Origin of the sequence: Galactobacillus timonensis, assembly GCF_900240265.1 — a bacterium.
Classification (GTDB): Bacteria; Bacillota_I; Bacilli_A; order Erysipelotrichales; family Erysipelotrichaceae; genus Bulleidia; species Bulleidia timonensis.
In genome coordinates, this window is record NZ_LT964740.1 from 340,955 (window position 1) to 359,748 (window position 18,794).

14 protein-coding genes and 1 pseudogene are annotated in these 18,794 nt (G+C 45.8%); 3 read left to right on the plus strand and 12 right to left on the minus strand.

Going from position 1 to position 18,794, the window contains the following annotated elements; all coding sequences use genetic code 11:
• Positions 1 to 108 precede the first annotated feature (108 nt).
• On the plus strand, positions 109 to 1,083 hold the full coding sequence (locus tag C1714_RS12105) for an IS1595 family transposase (protein ID WP_102343488.1): 975 nt from the start codon (positions 109 to 111) through the stop codon (positions 1,081 to 1,083).
• On the opposite strand, the gene C1714_RS14475 is transcribed toward C1714_RS12105, so the two are convergent.
• From C1714_RS14475 to C1714_RS12120, 4 genes and pseudogenes are all read right to left on the minus strand, one after another.
• Positions 1,080 to 1,577, minus strand: a complete 498-nt coding sequence (locus C1714_RS14475; protein WP_245305131.1) for a macro domain-containing protein — start codon at positions 1,575 to 1,577, stop codon at positions 1,080 to 1,082. The two genes, C1714_RS12105 and C1714_RS14475, sit on opposite strands and share 4 nt — an antisense overlap.
• A gap of 562 nt (positions 1,578 to 2,139) precedes the next feature.
• Positions 2,140 to 3,378, minus strand: a pseudogene (locus tag C1714_RS14480) (recombinase family protein); the annotation flags it as partial.
• 46 nt (positions 3,379 to 3,424) lie between these two features.
• Entirely contained in the window at positions 3,425 to 3,595 is a 171-nt protein-coding gene (locus C1714_RS14130; RefSeq protein ID WP_167850060.1) for a hypothetical protein, read from the minus strand.
• A 114-nt stretch (positions 3,596 to 3,709) separates the two neighbouring features.
• Complete coding sequence (locus C1714_RS12120) at positions 3,710 to 4,120, minus strand: type II toxin-antitoxin system PemK/MazF family toxin (protein ID WP_245305132.1); 411 nt, start codon at positions 4,118 to 4,120, stop codon at positions 3,710 to 3,712.
• 855 nt (positions 4,121 to 4,975) lie between these two features.
• Here C1714_RS12120 and istA point away from each other — a divergent pair.
• The gene (istA, locus tag C1714_RS12125) at positions 4,976 to 6,517 is read left to right on the plus strand and encodes an IS21 family transposase (protein ID WP_167849950.1); all 1,542 of its coding nucleotides are present in this window, start codon (positions 4,976 to 4,978) and stop codon (positions 6,515 to 6,517) included.
• Positions 6,498 to 7,253, plus strand: a complete 756-nt coding sequence (gene istB / locus C1714_RS12130; RefSeq protein ID WP_102342368.1) for an IS21-like element helper ATPase IstB — start codon at positions 6,498 to 6,500, stop codon at positions 7,251 to 7,253. The genes istA and istB overlap by 20 nt, the downstream gene beginning before the upstream one ends.
• Before the next feature lie 350 nt (positions 7,254 to 7,603).
• On the opposite strand, the gene C1714_RS12135 is transcribed toward istB, so the two are convergent.
• From C1714_RS12135 to C1714_RS12170, 8 genes are all read right to left on the minus strand, one after another.
• Positions 7,604 to 7,771: a helix-turn-helix domain-containing protein gene (locus tag C1714_RS12135; protein WP_102343490.1), complete on the minus strand. Its 168-nt coding sequence runs from the start codon at positions 7,769 to 7,771 to the stop codon at positions 7,604 to 7,606.
• A 179-nt stretch (positions 7,772 to 7,950) separates the two neighbouring features.
• Positions 7,951 to 9,318 (minus strand): AfsR/SARP family transcriptional regulator, encoded by a 1,368-nt coding sequence (locus C1714_RS12140; protein WP_102343491.1) that lies wholly within the window; start codon positions 9,316 to 9,318, stop codon positions 7,951 to 7,953.
• Between the two features lie 230 nt (positions 9,319 to 9,548).
• Positions 9,549 to 9,926 carry a helix-turn-helix domain-containing protein gene (locus C1714_RS12145; RefSeq protein ID WP_167850061.1) on the minus strand — a complete coding sequence of 126 codons (378 nt, stop codon included), beginning with the start codon at positions 9,924 to 9,926 and terminating at the stop codon, positions 9,549 to 9,551.
• A gap of 130 nt (positions 9,927 to 10,056) precedes the next feature.
• Positions 10,057 to 11,511 carry an ATP-binding protein gene (locus tag C1714_RS12150; protein ID WP_102343493.1) on the minus strand — a complete coding sequence of 485 codons (1,455 nt, stop codon included), beginning with the start codon at positions 11,509 to 11,511 and terminating at the stop codon, positions 10,057 to 10,059.
• Entirely contained in the window at positions 11,508 to 12,680 is a 1,173-nt protein-coding gene (locus C1714_RS12155) for an SIR2 family protein (RefSeq protein WP_102343494.1), read from the minus strand. The genes C1714_RS12150 and C1714_RS12155 overlap by 4 nt, the downstream gene beginning before the upstream one ends.
• Positions 12,681 to 14,741: a protease Lon-related BREX system protein BrxL gene (gene brxL / locus C1714_RS12160; RefSeq protein ID WP_102343495.1), complete on the minus strand. Its 2,061-nt coding sequence runs from the start codon at positions 14,739 to 14,741 to the stop codon at positions 12,681 to 12,683.
• 26 nt (positions 14,742 to 14,767) lie between these two features.
• Positions 14,768 to 17,290, minus strand: coding sequence for a BREX-1 system phosphatase PglZ type A (pglZ, locus tag C1714_RS12165; RefSeq protein ID WP_102343496.1), 2,523 nt, complete (start codon positions 17,288 to 17,290; stop codon positions 14,768 to 14,770).
• On the minus strand, positions 17,290 to 18,792 hold the full coding sequence (locus C1714_RS12170) for an ATP-binding protein (protein ID WP_102343497.1): 1,503 nt from the start codon (positions 18,790 to 18,792) through the stop codon (positions 17,290 to 17,292). Before C1714_RS12170 ends, pglZ begins: the two co-directional genes overlap by 1 nt.
• Between the last annotated feature and the right edge of the window lie 2 nt (positions 18,793 to 18,794).

An 18,794-nucleotide genomic window follows, 5' to 3' on the forward strand; every position in this document is an offset into this window, starting at 1 on the left:
GGGGTCTACAATGATAGCTGCCAAATATAGAAACACTTAAGCAGCTATCTAGCTCTATGTTTGGCGACATCTCTGTTAGATGGCTGCTTAAGTGGTGGAGATGTCGCCATGAATACCATTGATAATCCCTATGTGGATCGTGTTTTTTCATTGTCAGAAGAACAGTTTGCGCAATTACAGACAGCTGTCTCTCTTCGTAAAAACAAGGAAAAGTACGGTGTTACTACCTTTGAGCAGCTGGCTGATAGATACCGGAAGAAGCCCGTGTGTCCTCGATGCGGAAGCTATGACTGCTCATTTAACGGTCATACACCAGATGGTAAGCAAAGATACATTTGCCATGTATGCGGTCGGCCATTCACTATCCTTTCCAAAACCATATTCCATTCCTCAAACAAAGACTTTGATACATGGGCCAGATACCTGGTCATGATGACGTTCAATGTTCCACTGGAGATGATGGAAGAAACACTGAATATTTCGCATCCTACTGCGCTTCTATGGAGGCACAAGGTATTCGCTACTGTTTCTGACTATCAGGAAAGGCTTGTACTGCATGGACGGGTCTGGATTGACGAGACATACATCTTCGACAGCACAGTTCTGCATGAGGATGGATACAAACGGAAACGTGGTCTTTCAAAAGATCTGATCTGCATCGTTGTTGCGATCGATACAGAAGGAAATGCGTACGCGGAGATCTGCGGTCATGGAAAGCCTTCGGGTTCCAGAATATATAACGCACTTAGGAAACACATCGATCCGAAGGCGACGATTATTCACGACGGAGAGAAAGCACACAGCAAGCTGATTGCAGAGCTGGGATGTTCCAGTGAAGCTTACATAGCAGATAACTCTCCGAAGTACCTGAAGCAGATGGCCCTGATTAACAACATGTGTGCATGGCTGAAGCGTTATCTCTTCCGCTTTATAGGAATGGACCTTGGTTACTTACAGGATTATCTGAACTGGTTTGTTTATCTATATCGTGTAAAGCAGGCGGCAGATAAATGGCCAAAAGTTCAGCGGATTCTAAGGCATTTGATTCTAACTGAGGCAACTCACAAGCGAGGAAAGCCTTAATGACGCAAAATGCTATCCACAAAATTGTTTACTGTTCGAAAAACATTAAAGATCACCCTTTTCATACTACCCGGATGCTGTGAAAGCCAGCTGTCCACGGTGCTGACGGCGATCTGAGCCGCCCGCTTGTTCGGAAAATGAAATACACCGGTAGAAATGCAGCAGAATGCCACGCTTTTCAAATCTTTATCAAGACACATATCCAAGGTATTCAGGTAGCAGTCCGCCAGATCCTTCTCAAGTTCCGGCGTCAGCTCATATTGCACAATCGGGCCTACAATATGAATGACCTTTTTTGCCGGAAGGTTGTATGCGTCCGTCAGCATCGGAACAGCGGTAGGCTGCTCGTAATCTCTGCCGTATCTTTCCCGCAGCAGGTTCATCTGCCTGCTGCATTCTGCTCGAAGCTGGACCCCGGCAAAGGTGTGAATGCAGTTCCCGATTCTGGTCTGCGCTCGACATTTGTGTATGTGTGGCTTCCAGTCCAGAATCAATTTGATCCTGATTCATACACAGATCAACTTTTAAGACACCTGTTCCATCAAACGGTATGTAACCAACTGTATCAAAGAAGCTGGTATAGTCATCCTTGATACAACCTTTCAAAAATATGTGGGCAACCGGTTCCTCGTCTTCGTAGAGAACATATACTCTTTCAACGACTGCCTGGATCATCGACACCAACTCTTCCGGTGTTGCCGTTTTCCATGATTCCTTGAAATTCAGCAATTTCTTTTTAACCTGCGAGAGGTCGTCGATACTCTGTGAATTGTTATCACGCTCCGCTTCTAACCGCAGCAGCATTGCTTCTTTCCGCTGCAGATCAGCGGACATTGCCGTCACATCGTCCTGGATGAATTTCTTCAGGACATCATCTGCTTCCCGTAAATTCCGGATCTGCGTTGCAATGTCCTCTTTAATCTTCTCAACTTCTTTCTTCGTTTCCTGATATTCGCGTTCAGCGGCATCTGACCTGGCAAACTCTCTGATCTTTGCTTCAATCAGCTTGAAGTACATATCCTTCTGATCATCAACCAGTGACGCAAGCTGTCTGACGACCTGATCATCCAGCTTAACACCATCAACCGCAAGAAAATCGCATTCCTTTTTCCGAAATCCAGGACAGACATATTTGAAACGAGGTCTTCCTCTGGTCCAGCGGCCGGGTTCCGATACCACATTCAGCTTTTTACCGCATTTCGGACAGATCATCAGTCCCGCAAGCAAGGCATTCGTCTTGCGATGAGGCCGGTTGTACTGATCCTCTATTGCCTTCATCAGCTGCTGCGCAGTAATCCAGTCTTCAGAAGAAACAAAAGGTTCATGCTTCCCGACAGATATAATCCATTCATTCAAGGGTTTCCGCAAACAAAGCTGTGTAAACTTCGGATTGAAGAACGTTGAGTCTTCATGTTCATCTTTTACGTGATCGGTTTTATTATAACCGCTCAGTGCATGTTTTCCATCATAGGCTTCGATGTTTCCCGCGACGTTTGCCCCATTGTCAAGGAAGTACTGATAGGAAGTCTGATCAGCTGTACAATACACCGGATTATGCAGAATATCGCTGATCGCCCGCAGGCGGTACGGAAGACCATTCTTTGTCACATACCCGTTTTCATTCATATAATCCTTTGTCCGGTTATATGACCGTGTCTCCAGAAACTTTTTAAAGATCAGCTGAACCTGTTCTTTCTGTTCCGGGATCGTGACAAGAAAACTGACTGCACTTTTGTTTTTGCCGCTGCCAGTTGCAACCCTTTCTTTATCAAATCCGGTCGGTGTCTGACCGCCCATCCAGCGTCCATCTTTGGAAAGCTCCATGAGATTGTCCTGAATGCGCTCCGTCAGGATATCACGCTCAAATTCAGCGATGATCGCAAGCACCTGAATAATGATCTTGGATGTGCTGATCTGTGTATTGATATTGTTGGAGCAGACAAGAAGAATAACATCATTCTTCTCGAGATACTCCAGCAGTCTCATCAGATCAGAGGTCTTACGGCTGATACGATCCAGTTTATAGCAGGCGACTGCCCTGATCTTGCCCGCATCGATATCATGCAGCATTCTCTGGAAATCCGGTCGGTCGGCATAATAACCGCTCAAACCTTTATCACTATACTGTGCGAATTCATAGTCCTCCGGCAGCTTCAGCTGGTTGACTGCATATTCCGCACTCTGCTTCATCTGAACACCGATACTGTCACCCTTGTTTGTAATGACCGATTTTCTGGTGTAGATAGCTACCTTCCGGGTATCTTCACCCATAACGGTCGTTTTATGTCTTCGCATTTCTGGTTACCTCCTTCAATCGGAGGCTTCAATACCTCCGTAACTGTCAGGCGGCCCTTTTTGCTGAAGGGCCGTCTTTCTGCCATTCGGCAAGAAGGGCTTTCAGCTGTGCCGGCTGCCAGTCTTCTATGATCTTTGTTGCAAGATCAACTCTTTTCTGAACGAGGAGCTTGATGTATGGATCACTCTCTGCTCCCACGTGAATAATGGCTTGCATTTCATACCTCCATCTGCCAGAACAGGCGGAGGTAAGATTGCTCACCTGCCGCCAGTTTATTTCTCTTTGCTTGAATTGTTTAGGATGCCGATTTTGGAATCGAGGATGTTTCCTCTACGAAGCATGATCATATTCCGGGTCAGTCACTATCCCAAGACTTCTTCTGATTCCTTTATCAACCAATGCCATCTGTAAAGGTGATAATCTTCCGATATAACGATGCAGACGGGATTTATCGATCGTCCGGATCTGCTCCAGAGCAACCATAGAAGGACTTTTCAGGTCTCCGGTGCATCTGATATAGACATGCGTGGGAAGATCGATCCTTTTGATCTCCTTGGTCATAGGCGCCACAATCAATGTCGGACTATATAGGTTTCCGATGTTGTTCTGTAGGACAAGAACCGGACGGATTCCGCCCTGTTCAGCACCTGTGTATGGATTTAAGTTCGCTATGTAAATATCTCCCCGTTGATATATCCAGTCGGAGGATATTCTCTGATTCATTTCAACTATATTTCCCATTCGGTTCCTCCTGTTTTCATAAAGAAGTGTCCGGATCCGCGCTGCATGTACAGTACGGATCCGAACTCTTGAATCGTTTTGGTTTTAATACTTTGATCTCTTTTGCAGTATAGACTGCCCTCGCTGGGCATCACAGGCATCTCAGCCTCCGGCGGTTCTGTCACCGGCCGCACCCACAGCTTGCGGAGTTATTCCTTTCACTCAAGCCATGGCCATACGGGAGTATCATTATCGGCAGAGAAGTCATCGCTGCAGTCTTTGCTGAAGACTGCTGCAGGATCCTGGTGTTGATCGCTCTCCTTGCGGGTCATGGCGCATCAGCCTGCCGGCTCTTCCTCTGCGTAACGTTTTGAACTGCTATGACTGCGTCTGGTTCTGACGCGGTATTTGTCAAGGTGCACATAAGCAGAGGTGACACGCTGTGATACCTTCCGCTTATGCTTAAATTTTAGGTTCCGGATCCCGGCATGTCGTCAGACTGCCGGTCCTGCTTCGTAGGCCTGTGAGTCTACAGATCAGATCTTGCGGACAATCACCGTAAGATCTCCGATGACCTTGAGCAGATCGGAACGGATCTGAAAGCTGTCGCATGCTTCGCCGAAGATCAGATAATCCATACTGACGTTGAAATATCCGGCAAGTTCGGCAAGAAGATCGAGTGACGGACAGCGGCGGTTATTCTCTGCAATTCCCGCCTAAGTGAGGCCAATCGTTCCGGACTTGGGACCCACTAATTCCGGTTGTGAGAGGCCATCACAACCGGCAGGTGAGTCCACCCTCTTGTCATTGAACTATAGTGAGTGTCGTATGGAATGCCCATGCGGCATTTTCATACTAGACAGGAGGGCATGCAAAATGCCGTATTATCTTGAGATCGCAAGACTGCGGTCTCTCAACTACTCCCAGAGGAAGATTGCCTCGACAATCCATTGTCGCCGCGATTCTGTCTCTGGCGTTTTCAAGACCATGGATGCCTATCAACTCACTTATGAGAAGATGAAGAACATCCCTACTGAACAGCTGGAGGATCTGTTTAACCCTCGTGCAAAGAGTAAGACTGTATATGCGCAGCCGGATTACGAAGCTCTTTCCAAGGAGCTTGTCGCACCGGGTATGACGGTTAAACAGCTGTGGAAGGAGTACAGTGACAGCTGTCTTCTGCAGCACCAGGTGCCTTATCAGCACACGCAGTTTGAACTGTATTTCTCCAAATACCTTGCAGAGAACAACTATTCCGAAATCATCCAGCATAAAGCCGGAGAACGTTGTGAACTCGACTGGGTTGGTGACCGCCCCTCATGGACTGATCCAGAAACCGGTGAGATCATCAAAGGCTATATCTTCGTCGGCGTACTGACATTCAGCGACTACGGATATGCCGAAGCCACCTCAGACATGAAGGAAAGCACTTGGATCCGCTGTGTTGAGCACATGTTTGAGTACTTTGGTGGAGTAACACCGCTTACCGTGATCGACAATCTGAAGACCGGCGTTATCTCTCACCCCTGGGGTGATGAGGCTGTTCTGAACAAGAGCTTCACAGCCATGGCTGATTACTACGGTACTTCCATCTTTGCGGGGAAGGTAAAGTCGCCTCATGCGAAGCCTTCCGTAGAATCATTCGTACGGATGATTGAACGCACAATGTTCAAGATGAGGAACTACCAATTCTTCAGTCCCGAGGACTACAACATTCAGCTCCGCAAGGAACTGGATGAAATCAACACAAACCCGTTCACCAATAAATCCGGAAGCCGTGCAGAGCTGTTCGATAAGTTTGAAAAGCCGCTTCTTCTCACGCTTCCATCCAAGCCCTATGAACCGTTCGAGTACGCAAAGGCTAAGGTGAACAACAACTACCATGTCAGCCATGGCAGGAACTATTACTCCGTTCCATACAAGATGTGTAAGATCGGCGATACGGTAACGCTCAGGATTTACCCCGACAGGATTGAGATCTTTGACAAGGATGACAAGCAGCAGTTCTGTGTCCACAGGCGCTTCAGGAAGAATCAGATCGGTCAGTATGACACTGATCCCGCCCATATGCCACCCAGCAGAACAGGAGACTGGAATAAGGAAAGATTCCTCAGATGGTCATGGACTCTTGGACCGAATGTCCATGAGCTGGTTCAGCAGATCTTCAATGGTGGACGACCGGAACAGGTATATTACGATAAGGTTCACGCGATACTAAAAATAGCAGACACTACTGAAGCCGCCAAACTTGATCGTGCCTGCCGCCGCTGTATAGATAAGTCCATCAATCCAACGACTAGGAATATTAAAGCGTTAATTGAAGCAGATGTAAAAGAGGAAGAGCTTAAAGCCAAGAATAATGCCGATGAAAATGCATGGCTGAGAGGAGACAGCTACTATGCCGAGAAGAAGCAGTGATCCAATGATTACGGATACGCTTCACCAGCTCCGTTCCCTCAAGCTCAATGCCATGGCTGATGAGCTGACACATATCATTGCAAGCCCTGGCAATCAGAACATCACCACTTCTGAGCTTCTCAGCAGGATCGTTGACGCTGAATATCGGAAGAAAAGTGAAACCAGAATCAAGGGTTTGATTAAGCGAGCAGGCTTCAATAACCCATCGGCTTCATTGGATCAGATCGATTACGACCAGGACAGGAAAATCAATAGGAATATCATCGATCAGCTCCATACCAATGAGTACATCCAACAGCACAGGAACGTGATCATTGAGGGCCCTACCGGAGCAGGAAAGTCCTTTATCAGCCAGGCATTGGGTGTCAATGCATGCCAGTCTGGCTATCATGTCAGGTACTACGGTATGTTCGATCTTATGACGGACCTGTCAATCAATGAAGAATCAGCTGAGAAGATGAAGTTGTTTATTAAGTCATTGGCCAAGCCAGATGTACTGATCATCGATGACTTCATGATGACTAATATCTTCACAGAAGCACAGGATTATCTTCTGAAGATCCTTGATCAGCGTAGCCAGCGTAAGACAACTATCGTAAGCTCACAGCTGATGGAGGTTTCCTGGAAGCACCGCTTGACTGATCAGGCAATCGGCGAGGCCATCATTGACCGTCTTGTGCATAATGCATTCAAGCTGAATATCGAAGGCAAGGATATGCGTGAGAAGTATAACTGAGCCTATGGGGACATCAGTAAGGAAGTCATGATATAGCGGTTCCGTCTCATCTCAGGCCTGCGGCCTTCGGGCTTCGGCTTTCCCACAATTGTGTCCACAGCCGGAAAGCACGGCTATGGACAAAATATGGAAAAGCTCGCTGCGCGACCCCTATTCGCAGAATGCAACCCAACAAGGAATCGCAACTGAACTGGGAATACATATGAAAGGGATGATAGTTGGACAATAAAGAAGCTACCGTTAAAAGCAACGATTACTGAACAGAGTAGAAATATGAGATGATACGGGCCACCTTCACAGGTGGCCCCACATGTCGGAATCACTGGTTCCGAAATTCCGGATCGGTGGACTCAAGCTACCGGATTATCCGGCCTCAAACGTCCGGCATTTGCATTCTCCACTTTGCTCAGATGATCGCGGCTGCAATGCAATTCCTCAGCAAGCGTACTGAGGGTAAGATGACGATCGGTCCGGAGCTGATGCACACGCTCGCCGATCTCCTGTGTATTGATATTCATATAAAAAAACTCCCTTGGATTCAGATTGCAATCGCGATTACGATTACAAGCCTACTCCAGGGGAGTCGTCATTCCGGTCGCTGACTCAGTCGCATATTAATCGCATGCAGATATTGCGTCTGCATAGCGTCGCATGTCCGGTCGCTTTACCGTCGCAAAGTGATCAGAGGTTCTTCCAGTTACTTTTTCTCTTCTTCAAGATCCCGAAGAAGCAGTTGATACTCAAACCAATCCAGTGCAAGCTGCGCTTTTTTCAGTGTGTCAGGCACCAGCTCTGTTCTGTCCCTTGCCTTCATAGAACGAATCAGCCAGTAATACAGTTTCCTTGAATGCGGGATGTGGTCCAATCCAGCCAGTGCCTGCTCTCCGCATCGAGCATAGTCCCCTTGATCGAAAAGAAGTTCGCAGAGGGAAATGGAAACCTCCAGATATTTTTGTGTATAATGCAGCGCAGTGGCCATCATCCAGTGCTCAGACGAAATTTCCGGAAGCATGTCCCCCTTGTAGAACTTCGCCGCCTGCCGCAGCAGAAAAGTCTTTCGTGGGATATCCTGCTCGTTCTTCGCTTCCTTCAACAATGTATCAAAGAGGATGCAGTCTGTTGTAACATTCAGATTTGGATCCAACTGATATCCGGAAGGCTGCGTGCTGATCAGTTTGCTGTCTTCGCCAAAGAGAATTCCGTAATCTTTCCGGAAGTGATAAACGAGATTCTTGATCTTACCGATACTGCTGTCCGGATCTTCGCTCGGATAAAGTTCTCTGGCAAGCTGAAGCGATGATACGGCTTTTTCAGGCCGTAGTGCAAGATAAGCAAGAATTCTCCCGATACCTTCCAGTGAGATCTGATTCTCCTTGATTGTGCCGTAATAGCTGGAGATCGTCATGCCTCCCAGCATGTTGATGATGACATCCTTTTTATCCCTGATCCCTTCACTGGTGATCTGATTCTTATTTGCCAATAGCAGCCGGATATCGTTCGTCTCTGCAGCAACAATATAAGAAGTCATCACCAGCGGCGTCAGCTGGAAGAAGTATCTCTTCGGATTACGGACAATCAGGAAACCTGTGGATCCTTTATAGTACGGCACTCCCAGAACGCTTCGGACCTCCAGCCGCTGATAATTTGCATATTCTTCCGGATCCATTTCCTTAACGACTTCTGTGTCTTTCACTCTGATCGGAAGATTGTTTTTCAATGCATCCACCCAATTTGCGTAATTGGACGGGATCTCAAATTCATGGAAAAGCGTCGGTGCCTGGAATCCTTCCACTGCATCTACCCACCATACCGGTGTCCAGATGCCGACCTCCAGGTCTGCATTGATTGCGCCGCACCAGTCCGCATCATAATATGCAAGCAGCATCCGCATGCATCTTTCCAGCACCCGCTCAGGATAACCGTCCTCCAGTAAAATCTTCTGAACGGTTTCCAGCGCTGTCCCGGAATCATGCAGATAGGCAAAGAATTCATCATCACTTTCAAACTGGTCTCTGTGCATCTCCAGAGCCATCATAGAGTGATCTGATTTTCCGTTCACCATCATAATGGTCACTCTCCTCCCCGTATTGGGCAAAATCGATGAGCAGCCTGATCGCCTTCAACAATTTGCCCAGCATCATAGTTTCTTTTCTCGTGAAGTTCTTATGATGCAAAAAGTCCACAGAACACCATGATGGAATATCCTGGCATCTGTGGACTCTATATTTGTATTTTCAGCTACCAGGCATTCCTTATTGCATGCTTCGATAGCTCTATGTCTCGGGATTGAAGGCATTAATTCTTGTTTTGATTCTTCTTAACGCTTTTTACGATGTCTTTCAACATTCTTAGGATCATCTTGTGATCATCTTCCTTTATACCTTTCGCCTCCGGAACATAGAACAATGTTTCTCCGGAAATCGATTCTCCATTTATTTCATCGGTTCCTCTAATGAGGAACTGAACACTCACTTCCAGCTTATCGCTGATTGCTATCAGAAGAGGAAGAGACGGAAGAGAAATGCCGCGTTCAATCTCACTCAGATATTTCGTGTCGAGACCAAGATCATCTGACAATGTTTTCTGCGTCAGCTTCCTGCTTTCCCGAGCTGTGCGAATGTAGGAGCCTATCGATTTCGGATCAACATTATCGTAATAATATTGCATCGGCATCGCCCTCCTTTCATGTTCCATTCCCACTTTTATTGTAGAAAATCGGGTTTGGAGCACGAACAAGGGCATATACGGACTATTTTAATAATCGTGTTTTATGTACGAACCAGCTAGCGATATTAAATACCTTCTATCCAATTATCGGATCATTGCTCATCGGTAACGGATATGCATCGTGAATTCTTACTAATGTATCATTTGAAAATGCCTCACCACATACAATTGCATATTGCTTTTCAAGAGCACTCATTTGTAAATAAAACGTATCATTTGAAACTCGCAATACTCCACGCAAAAATTCCATATCTCTTCGGCTAGTTATCTTATGCATAATCACAGAATTACATTGACTTACTACATCATACGCAAGCATTGATGGAACCTGTGACGAAATTATTAGCCCAATTCCAAATTTTCTGCCTTCTCGGGAAAGCTTATCAATATAATAACTACCTAGTTTGCTTTCTTCTGTATTCTGATTTATATATCGGTGAGCTTCTTCAAGTACCAGACAAATATGGCTTGCGCTACGATGAAAGGTTTTATACTGATAAACTGCTTTAAAAAAGAGATAGACCACAATGTCCAGTGAATCTGTTGATACTTGCAAGTCGAGAATAGAAACCTTTTTATTACTTTTTAATATTCGTCCAATAGTTTCATCCCCATCGTCTGAATTTATTACTTTCATTAAATCTTCATCATTGAGTATTCCATCTATTCTGAACAACATGGTCCGAAGGTATCCGTTAATTTGGTTCTTATTAAAAATATCTTTCTTTCCATACTTATCAAGTGCTGTATTTGTATCAATCCAACTATTTATCGCCACTGGCAAATCTCTAAGATCCCATTTCGAACATTCTGTAGAAAGCTCTTCAATGCACTCCTTCATTGCTGGATATTGTATTCCCTCTGCGGCGCGGAATAGTCGGCCATATTCAGTATTGCTCAATTCTGAATGATGGAATCTTAATTGATCAAATGGAATATAATCTGCTTCATCATCTTTGAATGCAGTTTTATATTCACCATTTACGTCAAGAATAATAAACTTGATGTTGCTATTCGGATTGTTTCTAATATACCGTTGAATCACAGATACTACAGTGCAAGTTTTTCCACTGCCTGTATTTCCGAACACACCAAGATGTTTACCAAATAACACATTAGGATCATAGCTAACAGGGACATTTGGATCATATGCATAAGTTCCAATTGAAGCCATGTTTGAATGACAATTATTAAATGAAAATATATCTGCTAAAACCTTGCTATCTATCCTATATACTTGCTCGCCTATTAGTGGATATGAGTTAGTTCCAAATGAAAAATCATTGCTAACGTTATCATATATTCCGCTTACTGAAGTAGTCACATATATTTTTGATTCATTGTCATAAACCTCTTCAACTGTTAGAACTAACGTTCTTCCATCCACAAGGTTTGTTCCTATAAAAGATCCTATGGAAATATAATTGGAAATAAATCCATCCACCGTTACTTCGTTAATACACGACACATTTTCGGCCAAAACAAGGATTTTGGACCCTGTTATTTTAATGATTTTTCCAATTCTATTCATCTCTCCAAAACCTTTTGCAACAATTCGAGTGCCCTTTCTTCATCAGTTTTCTCAGGGGTTGCCGGCATTAAATATTTCACAAAGGTATCGAATGAAGCCAAAATTTTACCCGATATTATATTGATGTTTGGCATATCGTCTGCCAGCGAGCTTACATCATGAATGAATTCACAATTTTCCGGGTTGCCATAAATAAAAAAGTAAAAAATGTTATTTGGATTTTTGAGCGCTTTATAAAGAATTTCATTAATGTGATCATCTCCATATTTATATCCAAGCACTATTAATGTATTTTTCCCGCTCTCCAATTCATTCAGCATATGTCGCATCAATTCACTGTATGGGGTTGAGTATGTTTGATATAACTTATTCGATGTCGGATAAATAAGTACAGGTTGAGTATCATTAACCACTACTTTCCCATTTTCAAATTTTGGTTGCATTTCTTTTATATGTCCATCTTCGTATATCCAATTTACTGAACCATGCACTTTTACCAAAGAAGTTTTATTATTTTCAACAAGCGTTCGAGGATCGAATAAGCGATTCACAAAGCCAGAAAATCCATCATTATATTCTATTCCTAATGCGTCTAACGAATATTCAAACGCTAAGTCATAATTAGGGGTATATATCTGCGTTTTGTTCAAGCATCCAAATGAGCGCAACTTTCGCAAAAGAACTTCATGCCAGATCAATTTTCTATAATCAATAGAATTTACAAAGCTATTGATAAGATCCTTTTTAATCATGTTGATGAGAGTAGATATTGCAACTTCCCTTCGATCTTTTACGATTTCATAATATGCTCGAATGGTTATTAGTGCATTTAATTGTTCTTCGATTCCAAGTCCATTGATATTTTGTAATACATCTTTGATTTCACAAAATTCCTCCATCTCAGAAAAATTCTGGAGAGTAAACTCTTTTGTATCTCGCGAACCAGCGTAGATAGATGCACCGTTACCAAAAAGGAACATAACATTATCAAGCTTCATATGTTCACCTATTCGCAAACGGATCTCTTTGAAATCAGCAATGAGAGCTTCCTCTGATATTTCCCGGTTTTTTACAAGTTCAAAGTAATCTTCTTCGGAAGACACACTAGATGTCATACCTTTATTGTCATTGTTTAATTTTTCGATAATATATGAAGAATCAATTTTCATTTATTCCACCCCCAGTGCCTTATACACAGCGTCTTCCGCACTGCTATAGAAGATGATATTGAAGCTTCCCATCAGTTCCGGCGGCACGGTTCCAAGATCTGCCGCAGATAAAATCGGCAACAATACTTTCTTCGCACCGGAATCCAGGCACACCTGCAAGGCATCTGCAAGGTTCTCTACCTTTACAAGTGTTCCACTGATGGTTGTCTCTCCGAGCACAGCCAGTGAACTGAGGGCAGGCTTTTGCAGCGCGATCGAACAGATGGCGATCAGCGTCGGCAGTGCCAGGGTTTTCGTCATTCCGATACCCTGCAGATCCTGATAATTGATGATGTAGTCTTTTGTTGTAGTGCTGATGCTTCCACTGATACGGTTGCCGTTTGCTTTCAGAAAATTGAATGCGGTATCGGCAGCTTCCTTGCAGTCACGATCAGATCCGAGTCCGGTACGCTCAAACTTGCCGGATCCCGGCAACATCTGACTTTCAAGGCGGAATACACCGATCATACCGTTCTTACCCCTGGAAATGGTATAGATCTGTCCCGGATTGCAGATACCTTCCGGGATCAGCTTTCCGCCTCCCTGCTCAGGCACAGAGATGTATTTCTCTTCAAACGTTTCATTATCGATATAAGAAAAATTAACGTCGTAGAATTCCATACCGCCCAGCTTCTTCAGCTGTTCTTTTACGCGGCGTCGCATCTCCAGGGATACCTGCATGATCTCCTCGATGTCTTCCTTCGTATAATTACCATCCGGATACAGCAGTTTTACATATCCATCGACCATTTTTCGGACCGCTATAGTGTCTCGCTGATTCAGGTTCCGGCCAAGACGGAAATACTTATCTAGTGAATCTCCGTACTGCTCCTTCCGCAACTCCCGCATAACTTCGGAAAGATAGTCGGAAATGAAGCCGTAATCATTGGTAAAATGTTCCGGGCGGAACTTTGGTACCTCCCAACCCGGATTGTAGCAATGAATCCGGTCCAAGAATGCCGTATCGGTTCCCATTTCTGGAGGAAACGGATCAAATAAGCTGGATGTCTTCAGAAGGACTTCCACAGACTGATTGATGTTGCCGACAAAGACCATGGAAGCAGATGCTGCCTTCTCCTCTTTGCCGCGTGCAAAGGATCCAGAAGCCATGTAATCCTTCATGATCTGGATGCCGTCATTATCCTTGAACTTGATTCCGGCGACCTCATCAAAAGCAACCACATCCCAGAGGCCGACCAATCCCATAGATTTTCGTCCCATGTTGTAGAAAAGGTTTGCCACGGTCGTCTGTCCGCCGGACACCAGGATGCTGTTCGGTGAAATCTCTTTATAGATATGGGATTTACCGGTGCTGCGCGGGCCAAGCTCACAGAGGTTGAAATTATTTACGACAAACGGCAGCATTCTGGTGATCAGCAACCACTTCTGCCGGTAGGTCAGGGCATCCGGTTCCATACCGGTGGAACGTAGAAGCACATCCATCCACTCTTCTTTGGTAAATGCTTTTCTTCCTGCACGGTATTCATCCATATCCACATGTGGCATCTGGATCGGTGTCAGCTTGCGGATAGAGATCGGGGACCCCTTCTTGTCCTCTTCATTGAAGTCATAATCCAGCTGGACGATACACCAGATTCCGCCGATCAGCAGACGGTCATACTTTTCCGGATATTCATCTGTGATCGGAACCGTCTTCAGTCCCAGATTGGAGAATTCCGCCTCATACTGATTGGTCTTGATATTCAGGCGGACAGTGATCATGTCAATGACTGTATGAGATCCGTTGTGCCGTAGCAGCGAGAGGATTTTCTGTGCCTCATCCGGACGGACATAGTTATCCGACAGGATCTTCTTCACATTCTCCACGCCTTGCTGTATGATCTCCTCATCGTCAGAGCTGCAATACTGCCCGAGAAGGAATTCCAGGACATAGACCGGAACATTCGCGCCTTCTTTGATCTTCTTCGTCAGATCCTTGCGGACAATTTTACCGTCATAGTTCTGCCGGAGTTTGATCCGCAGTTCCTGCCGGAGATCATTTTTTTCATCAAATTTGTCCATACCTGTATCCTCCCCGTGATCACCAATCAGAGTCCGAAGCCGAAGTCATCAGCAAAGGCAAGATCCATGGTGATCGAATGGCGGAATGCTTCCATACCGCTCACTGTATCAATAGCAACGAGATAATACTGTGCGTTGCGATCGTATTTCTGATTCTTGAATGTAAACTTCAGACGGAATACACGCTTTGCGGATTCCGTATCCCGCTTGTCTGCGACGATCATCGCCTCATTGGAGATCGTCTGTCCCTTGTCATCGATGAAGCAAACTTTATAGGTTGCGGGCTTCACCACGTCGCTGACCGGTTCTGTCTGGATGAAATCCAGTGTTGTAATCAGGTTTGTAATCTTATGCATGAGACTAACCAGCATGATCTGTGCAGGTGTCGTTTCTGCCTTGCCTTTCTCCATCTTCACTTCAACGACCGGTACCAGCATCTCTTCCGGAGAAGATCCGCCGTGCACATAGTTCTGACCGCCGCTTCCCTGCGTCTTGAACACATTGGTCCCGACCGGGAAGGAAACGATCTTGTCATCATCATTGCCAAGGATATAGCCCAACGACAGACTGCAGACGCCGTCTTCCTGTACCGGCTGATGGGAAACGACATATCTTCGCTTCACGATCGGATTACCGCTCATGCCGCCGATCTTGTCACTCTCCTGCACCTTATTCCGCTTGTAGATAAATCCATGATCTGAAGTCACGATGAAGTGATGCGTATTCGCACTGTTATGAACCTTCAGGATAAATGCCTGAATCTCCTCCACAGCTTCTTTACATGCATTGAATACCTCGTCTTCTGTATGTTCGCCTCTGACATCGATCTGATCATGATAAACATAGACCACCCGCATGCCGGTAAAGATCTTCCGGAAGTCCGTCGTATTCAGGTTTTTCACTGCATCAAACTGCACGCAGCAGCTCTCCGGCTGTCGGGATTGCAGTACCTTCTCACGGGAAGCAAGATCGATACAGTAATTCCCGTCGACCAGTTCCTGCCCGTCATCACTTAACTCTAACTTCTGATGCGGAAGTAGAGCCGACATTCCAAGCCGTGTGTAGGACGGCACCGTGCTGAGCATCGGCTTAATGGATACTGTGCTCTTCGGATCATCTGCTAACCGGGTAAAGAGTTCCTGTCCCACCTCATAGCGCATCGCATCGGAAATGATGACCACCACACGGTCATTCTGACTACCGACATTATTCGTATAGAAATTCCGTTGCAGAGGGATCACCCGCTGCGCATCTTTCTCCATCATGCCGGCATTCCACTTCGGAAGAAGCCTGCCAAGGAAATCATTGGTGTAGATATTCTCGACAAGAACCCGCAGATCCTCGAAAGCCGAACCGTTCTCTAGATGATCCAAATGGTAGTAGAAGAACCGGTAGTTCTGATCGACCTTGTATCCGTCTTTCTGGTACTGACTGATGATGTTCTTAAACCCATCCGCAGGCTGGAAATGAGCAGATTGTACAACATAATAAGCACAGGTAAGCATCTCCCAGGCATGCAGATACCGGGATCCGAAATGCATCTTCTTCCGCTTCTCAGAGAGAGCCGGAATGTCAAGGTCACCGAGCTTTGCACCGATATCTTCATTCTGCAGGCGGTCTCTCACCCATTTAAGCAGGATCTCGTCAATCACTGCAAAGCTGTCGCAACCGGCCAAAGCTTCCGGCGCATAACCCTTCAGTGTCTCAGAGACATGCAGGCCATTCGCCACATAACCGGACAACTCATCATATCTCTTCCGGTAGAGCACACTGTTCATCAGGCTGTCCAGAAAGGCGATATCATTGCCCGGCTTGGAGGAAAGGAACGGTTTCCATGACTCCGGAACCGAATCCGTGATATACCGTTCCGCATATGTCACAAACAGCGTCACTACCAGTTTCTGCAGCGTCGGTTCCGGATCGGCATATCCGTATTCCTGGCTAATCAGCGTCCAGAAATCGGAAAGAAGATCATATTTCTGAAATTCCTCCAGATATTTGCTTTCTGCAAGGTTATTCTCTGTCAGCAATACCCGCAACACTTCATCGAGGGAACAGATCCGGGTCCGGCATATGGCGCTCATCATACCGATTAGGAAGTTCTCTCTCGTGTAGTGTTCAATCTCCAGATCATAGAATCGCTTTGTGCGGTCCTTATTGGCAAAGAAGGAGATATGCTTCTCCACAACTGGCTTCAGATCCTCACTCATATGAAGATCCACCATGAGTAATGAAGCACGGTCAGCATAGAACCGCTTGGAATACAGCAGGATATCCTCCAGATGATTCTGCTTCACATCTGGTTTTGGAAACGGTGCATAGATCAGATAATTTGTCTCCGTATCCTGTCGCTCCAGAAAGTACTTCATCTCAAACTGATGGTTTTCCTGTAGCTTTCGGATCTTCGCGTTCTCCAGTTCCATGGAATCAATATCTTCCAGAAACTCTGCTCGATCGTCATACCAGAAGACCAGCTTCCGATGGCCGGAGATGGATGCAAATTCCTCATTCAACCGATCTGTAATCTGTTTTAAATTCAGTTCTGCCATCAAAGCACCTTCCACTTCCCATAACGGTCGCCGCCGATCCTTGCCAGTACACCCTTCTTCTGCAGCGCCGGAAGCATTCGTTTGACCGTTGAAAGAGATACTCCAAGTACCTCTGCCAGTTCTTTCTGTGTCATATCAGGATGCTCTGCAAGCACGGAGAGAGCATTCTTTTCCGCATCTGACAGAGAAACAGACGGTTCTTTCGTTCCCAAGTCCGTCCTATCAGTCTCATTGACAGTCTCTACAGTCTCATGATTTGTGCCTACAGTCTCGTTCTCAGTCTCTGCAGTCTCATTTTTGGGTTCTACAGTCTCAGCGTCAGAGTTCTTTGTACGGTACAGGTTCACACGAAATGCCGTTTCCATATCGATGAATTCCGGTTCCTGCAACTCCTGTTCCTGCATTTCCCGGATCAGTTTCGGAATACCGCTTCCCCACTCCTCGATCATGTTCATATAGAGAAATGCATGCGCAAGCGCCTTGTTGCGGATCTTGGAAAATCCTTCCTTCATCCGCTCGATTGTCACACCCGGCATCAAACCACCAGGCGAAGTGATCTCCAGCCTGTCATCGTAAATCGCTACCTGAATATGTGAGGAGGACAGGAAACTTGTATTCATCACGGCATTAATGATCAGCTCCCGGATGCTGTCGGGTGGAAGCTCATAGATATCTTCCCGGTAAATCCCGTTGAGTCTGCTTCCCAGATGAATATTCCGAAGTACAAACTGAAAGGCATCTTCCACCTGTTTCCACAGTGGGCCTGTGTATTCCCGCTTATCTACGAAGACCGCTCGGGTCGTTCCCTTGAACATGCCGCACTGGATCATGGAATAGAATGTATCCTGCCCTGTCAGATAGATATAGCCGTTGGTTGGACGTATGATGCCGTCTTCCGTCTCCGCAAGCAGCCCCCAGCTCAGCAGCTGATTCTTTGTCACATCGCGAACCTGCTGTTTTGCGGCTTCCGTTCTTGCATTCTGCAGGGCCACTTCTTTCATACTATGGGAGAGCGCATTGATCTCTTCATCGGAAACTGTCAGATCCTTGCGAACCGCCATGTCAAAGGAACGGCCTTCATCTTCGTAATACATCTCTGCGGACATGTCACGATCCGCGTGACGGGTCGTTCCTGCGACACGAACATAGACACCTTCTGTGATGCCTTTGCTCTTCAGATAGTACGGACGCTGCCGTCCGGCACTGATTTCAACTACAATGATGGATTTATCATCAATCGTCTGCAGATAAACATCCGGAACAATCGTCGGTTCACAGCTGTCCGAAATCGACTCTGTGATCGCGTCCATCTCCCGGAATACATTCTCTTTATCAATCCCGGTTACTTCATGAGTCTTGTCGTCTATTCCAAAGACCAATGTGCCGCCTTTTCCATTGGCAAATGCAACCACCGTCTTCAGGTATTTGCTGCTGTCCGCCGGGCGCTGCACCTTGAATTCGACATTTTCAGACTCGCCCTTTAACAATTCTTCTTTCGTCATCC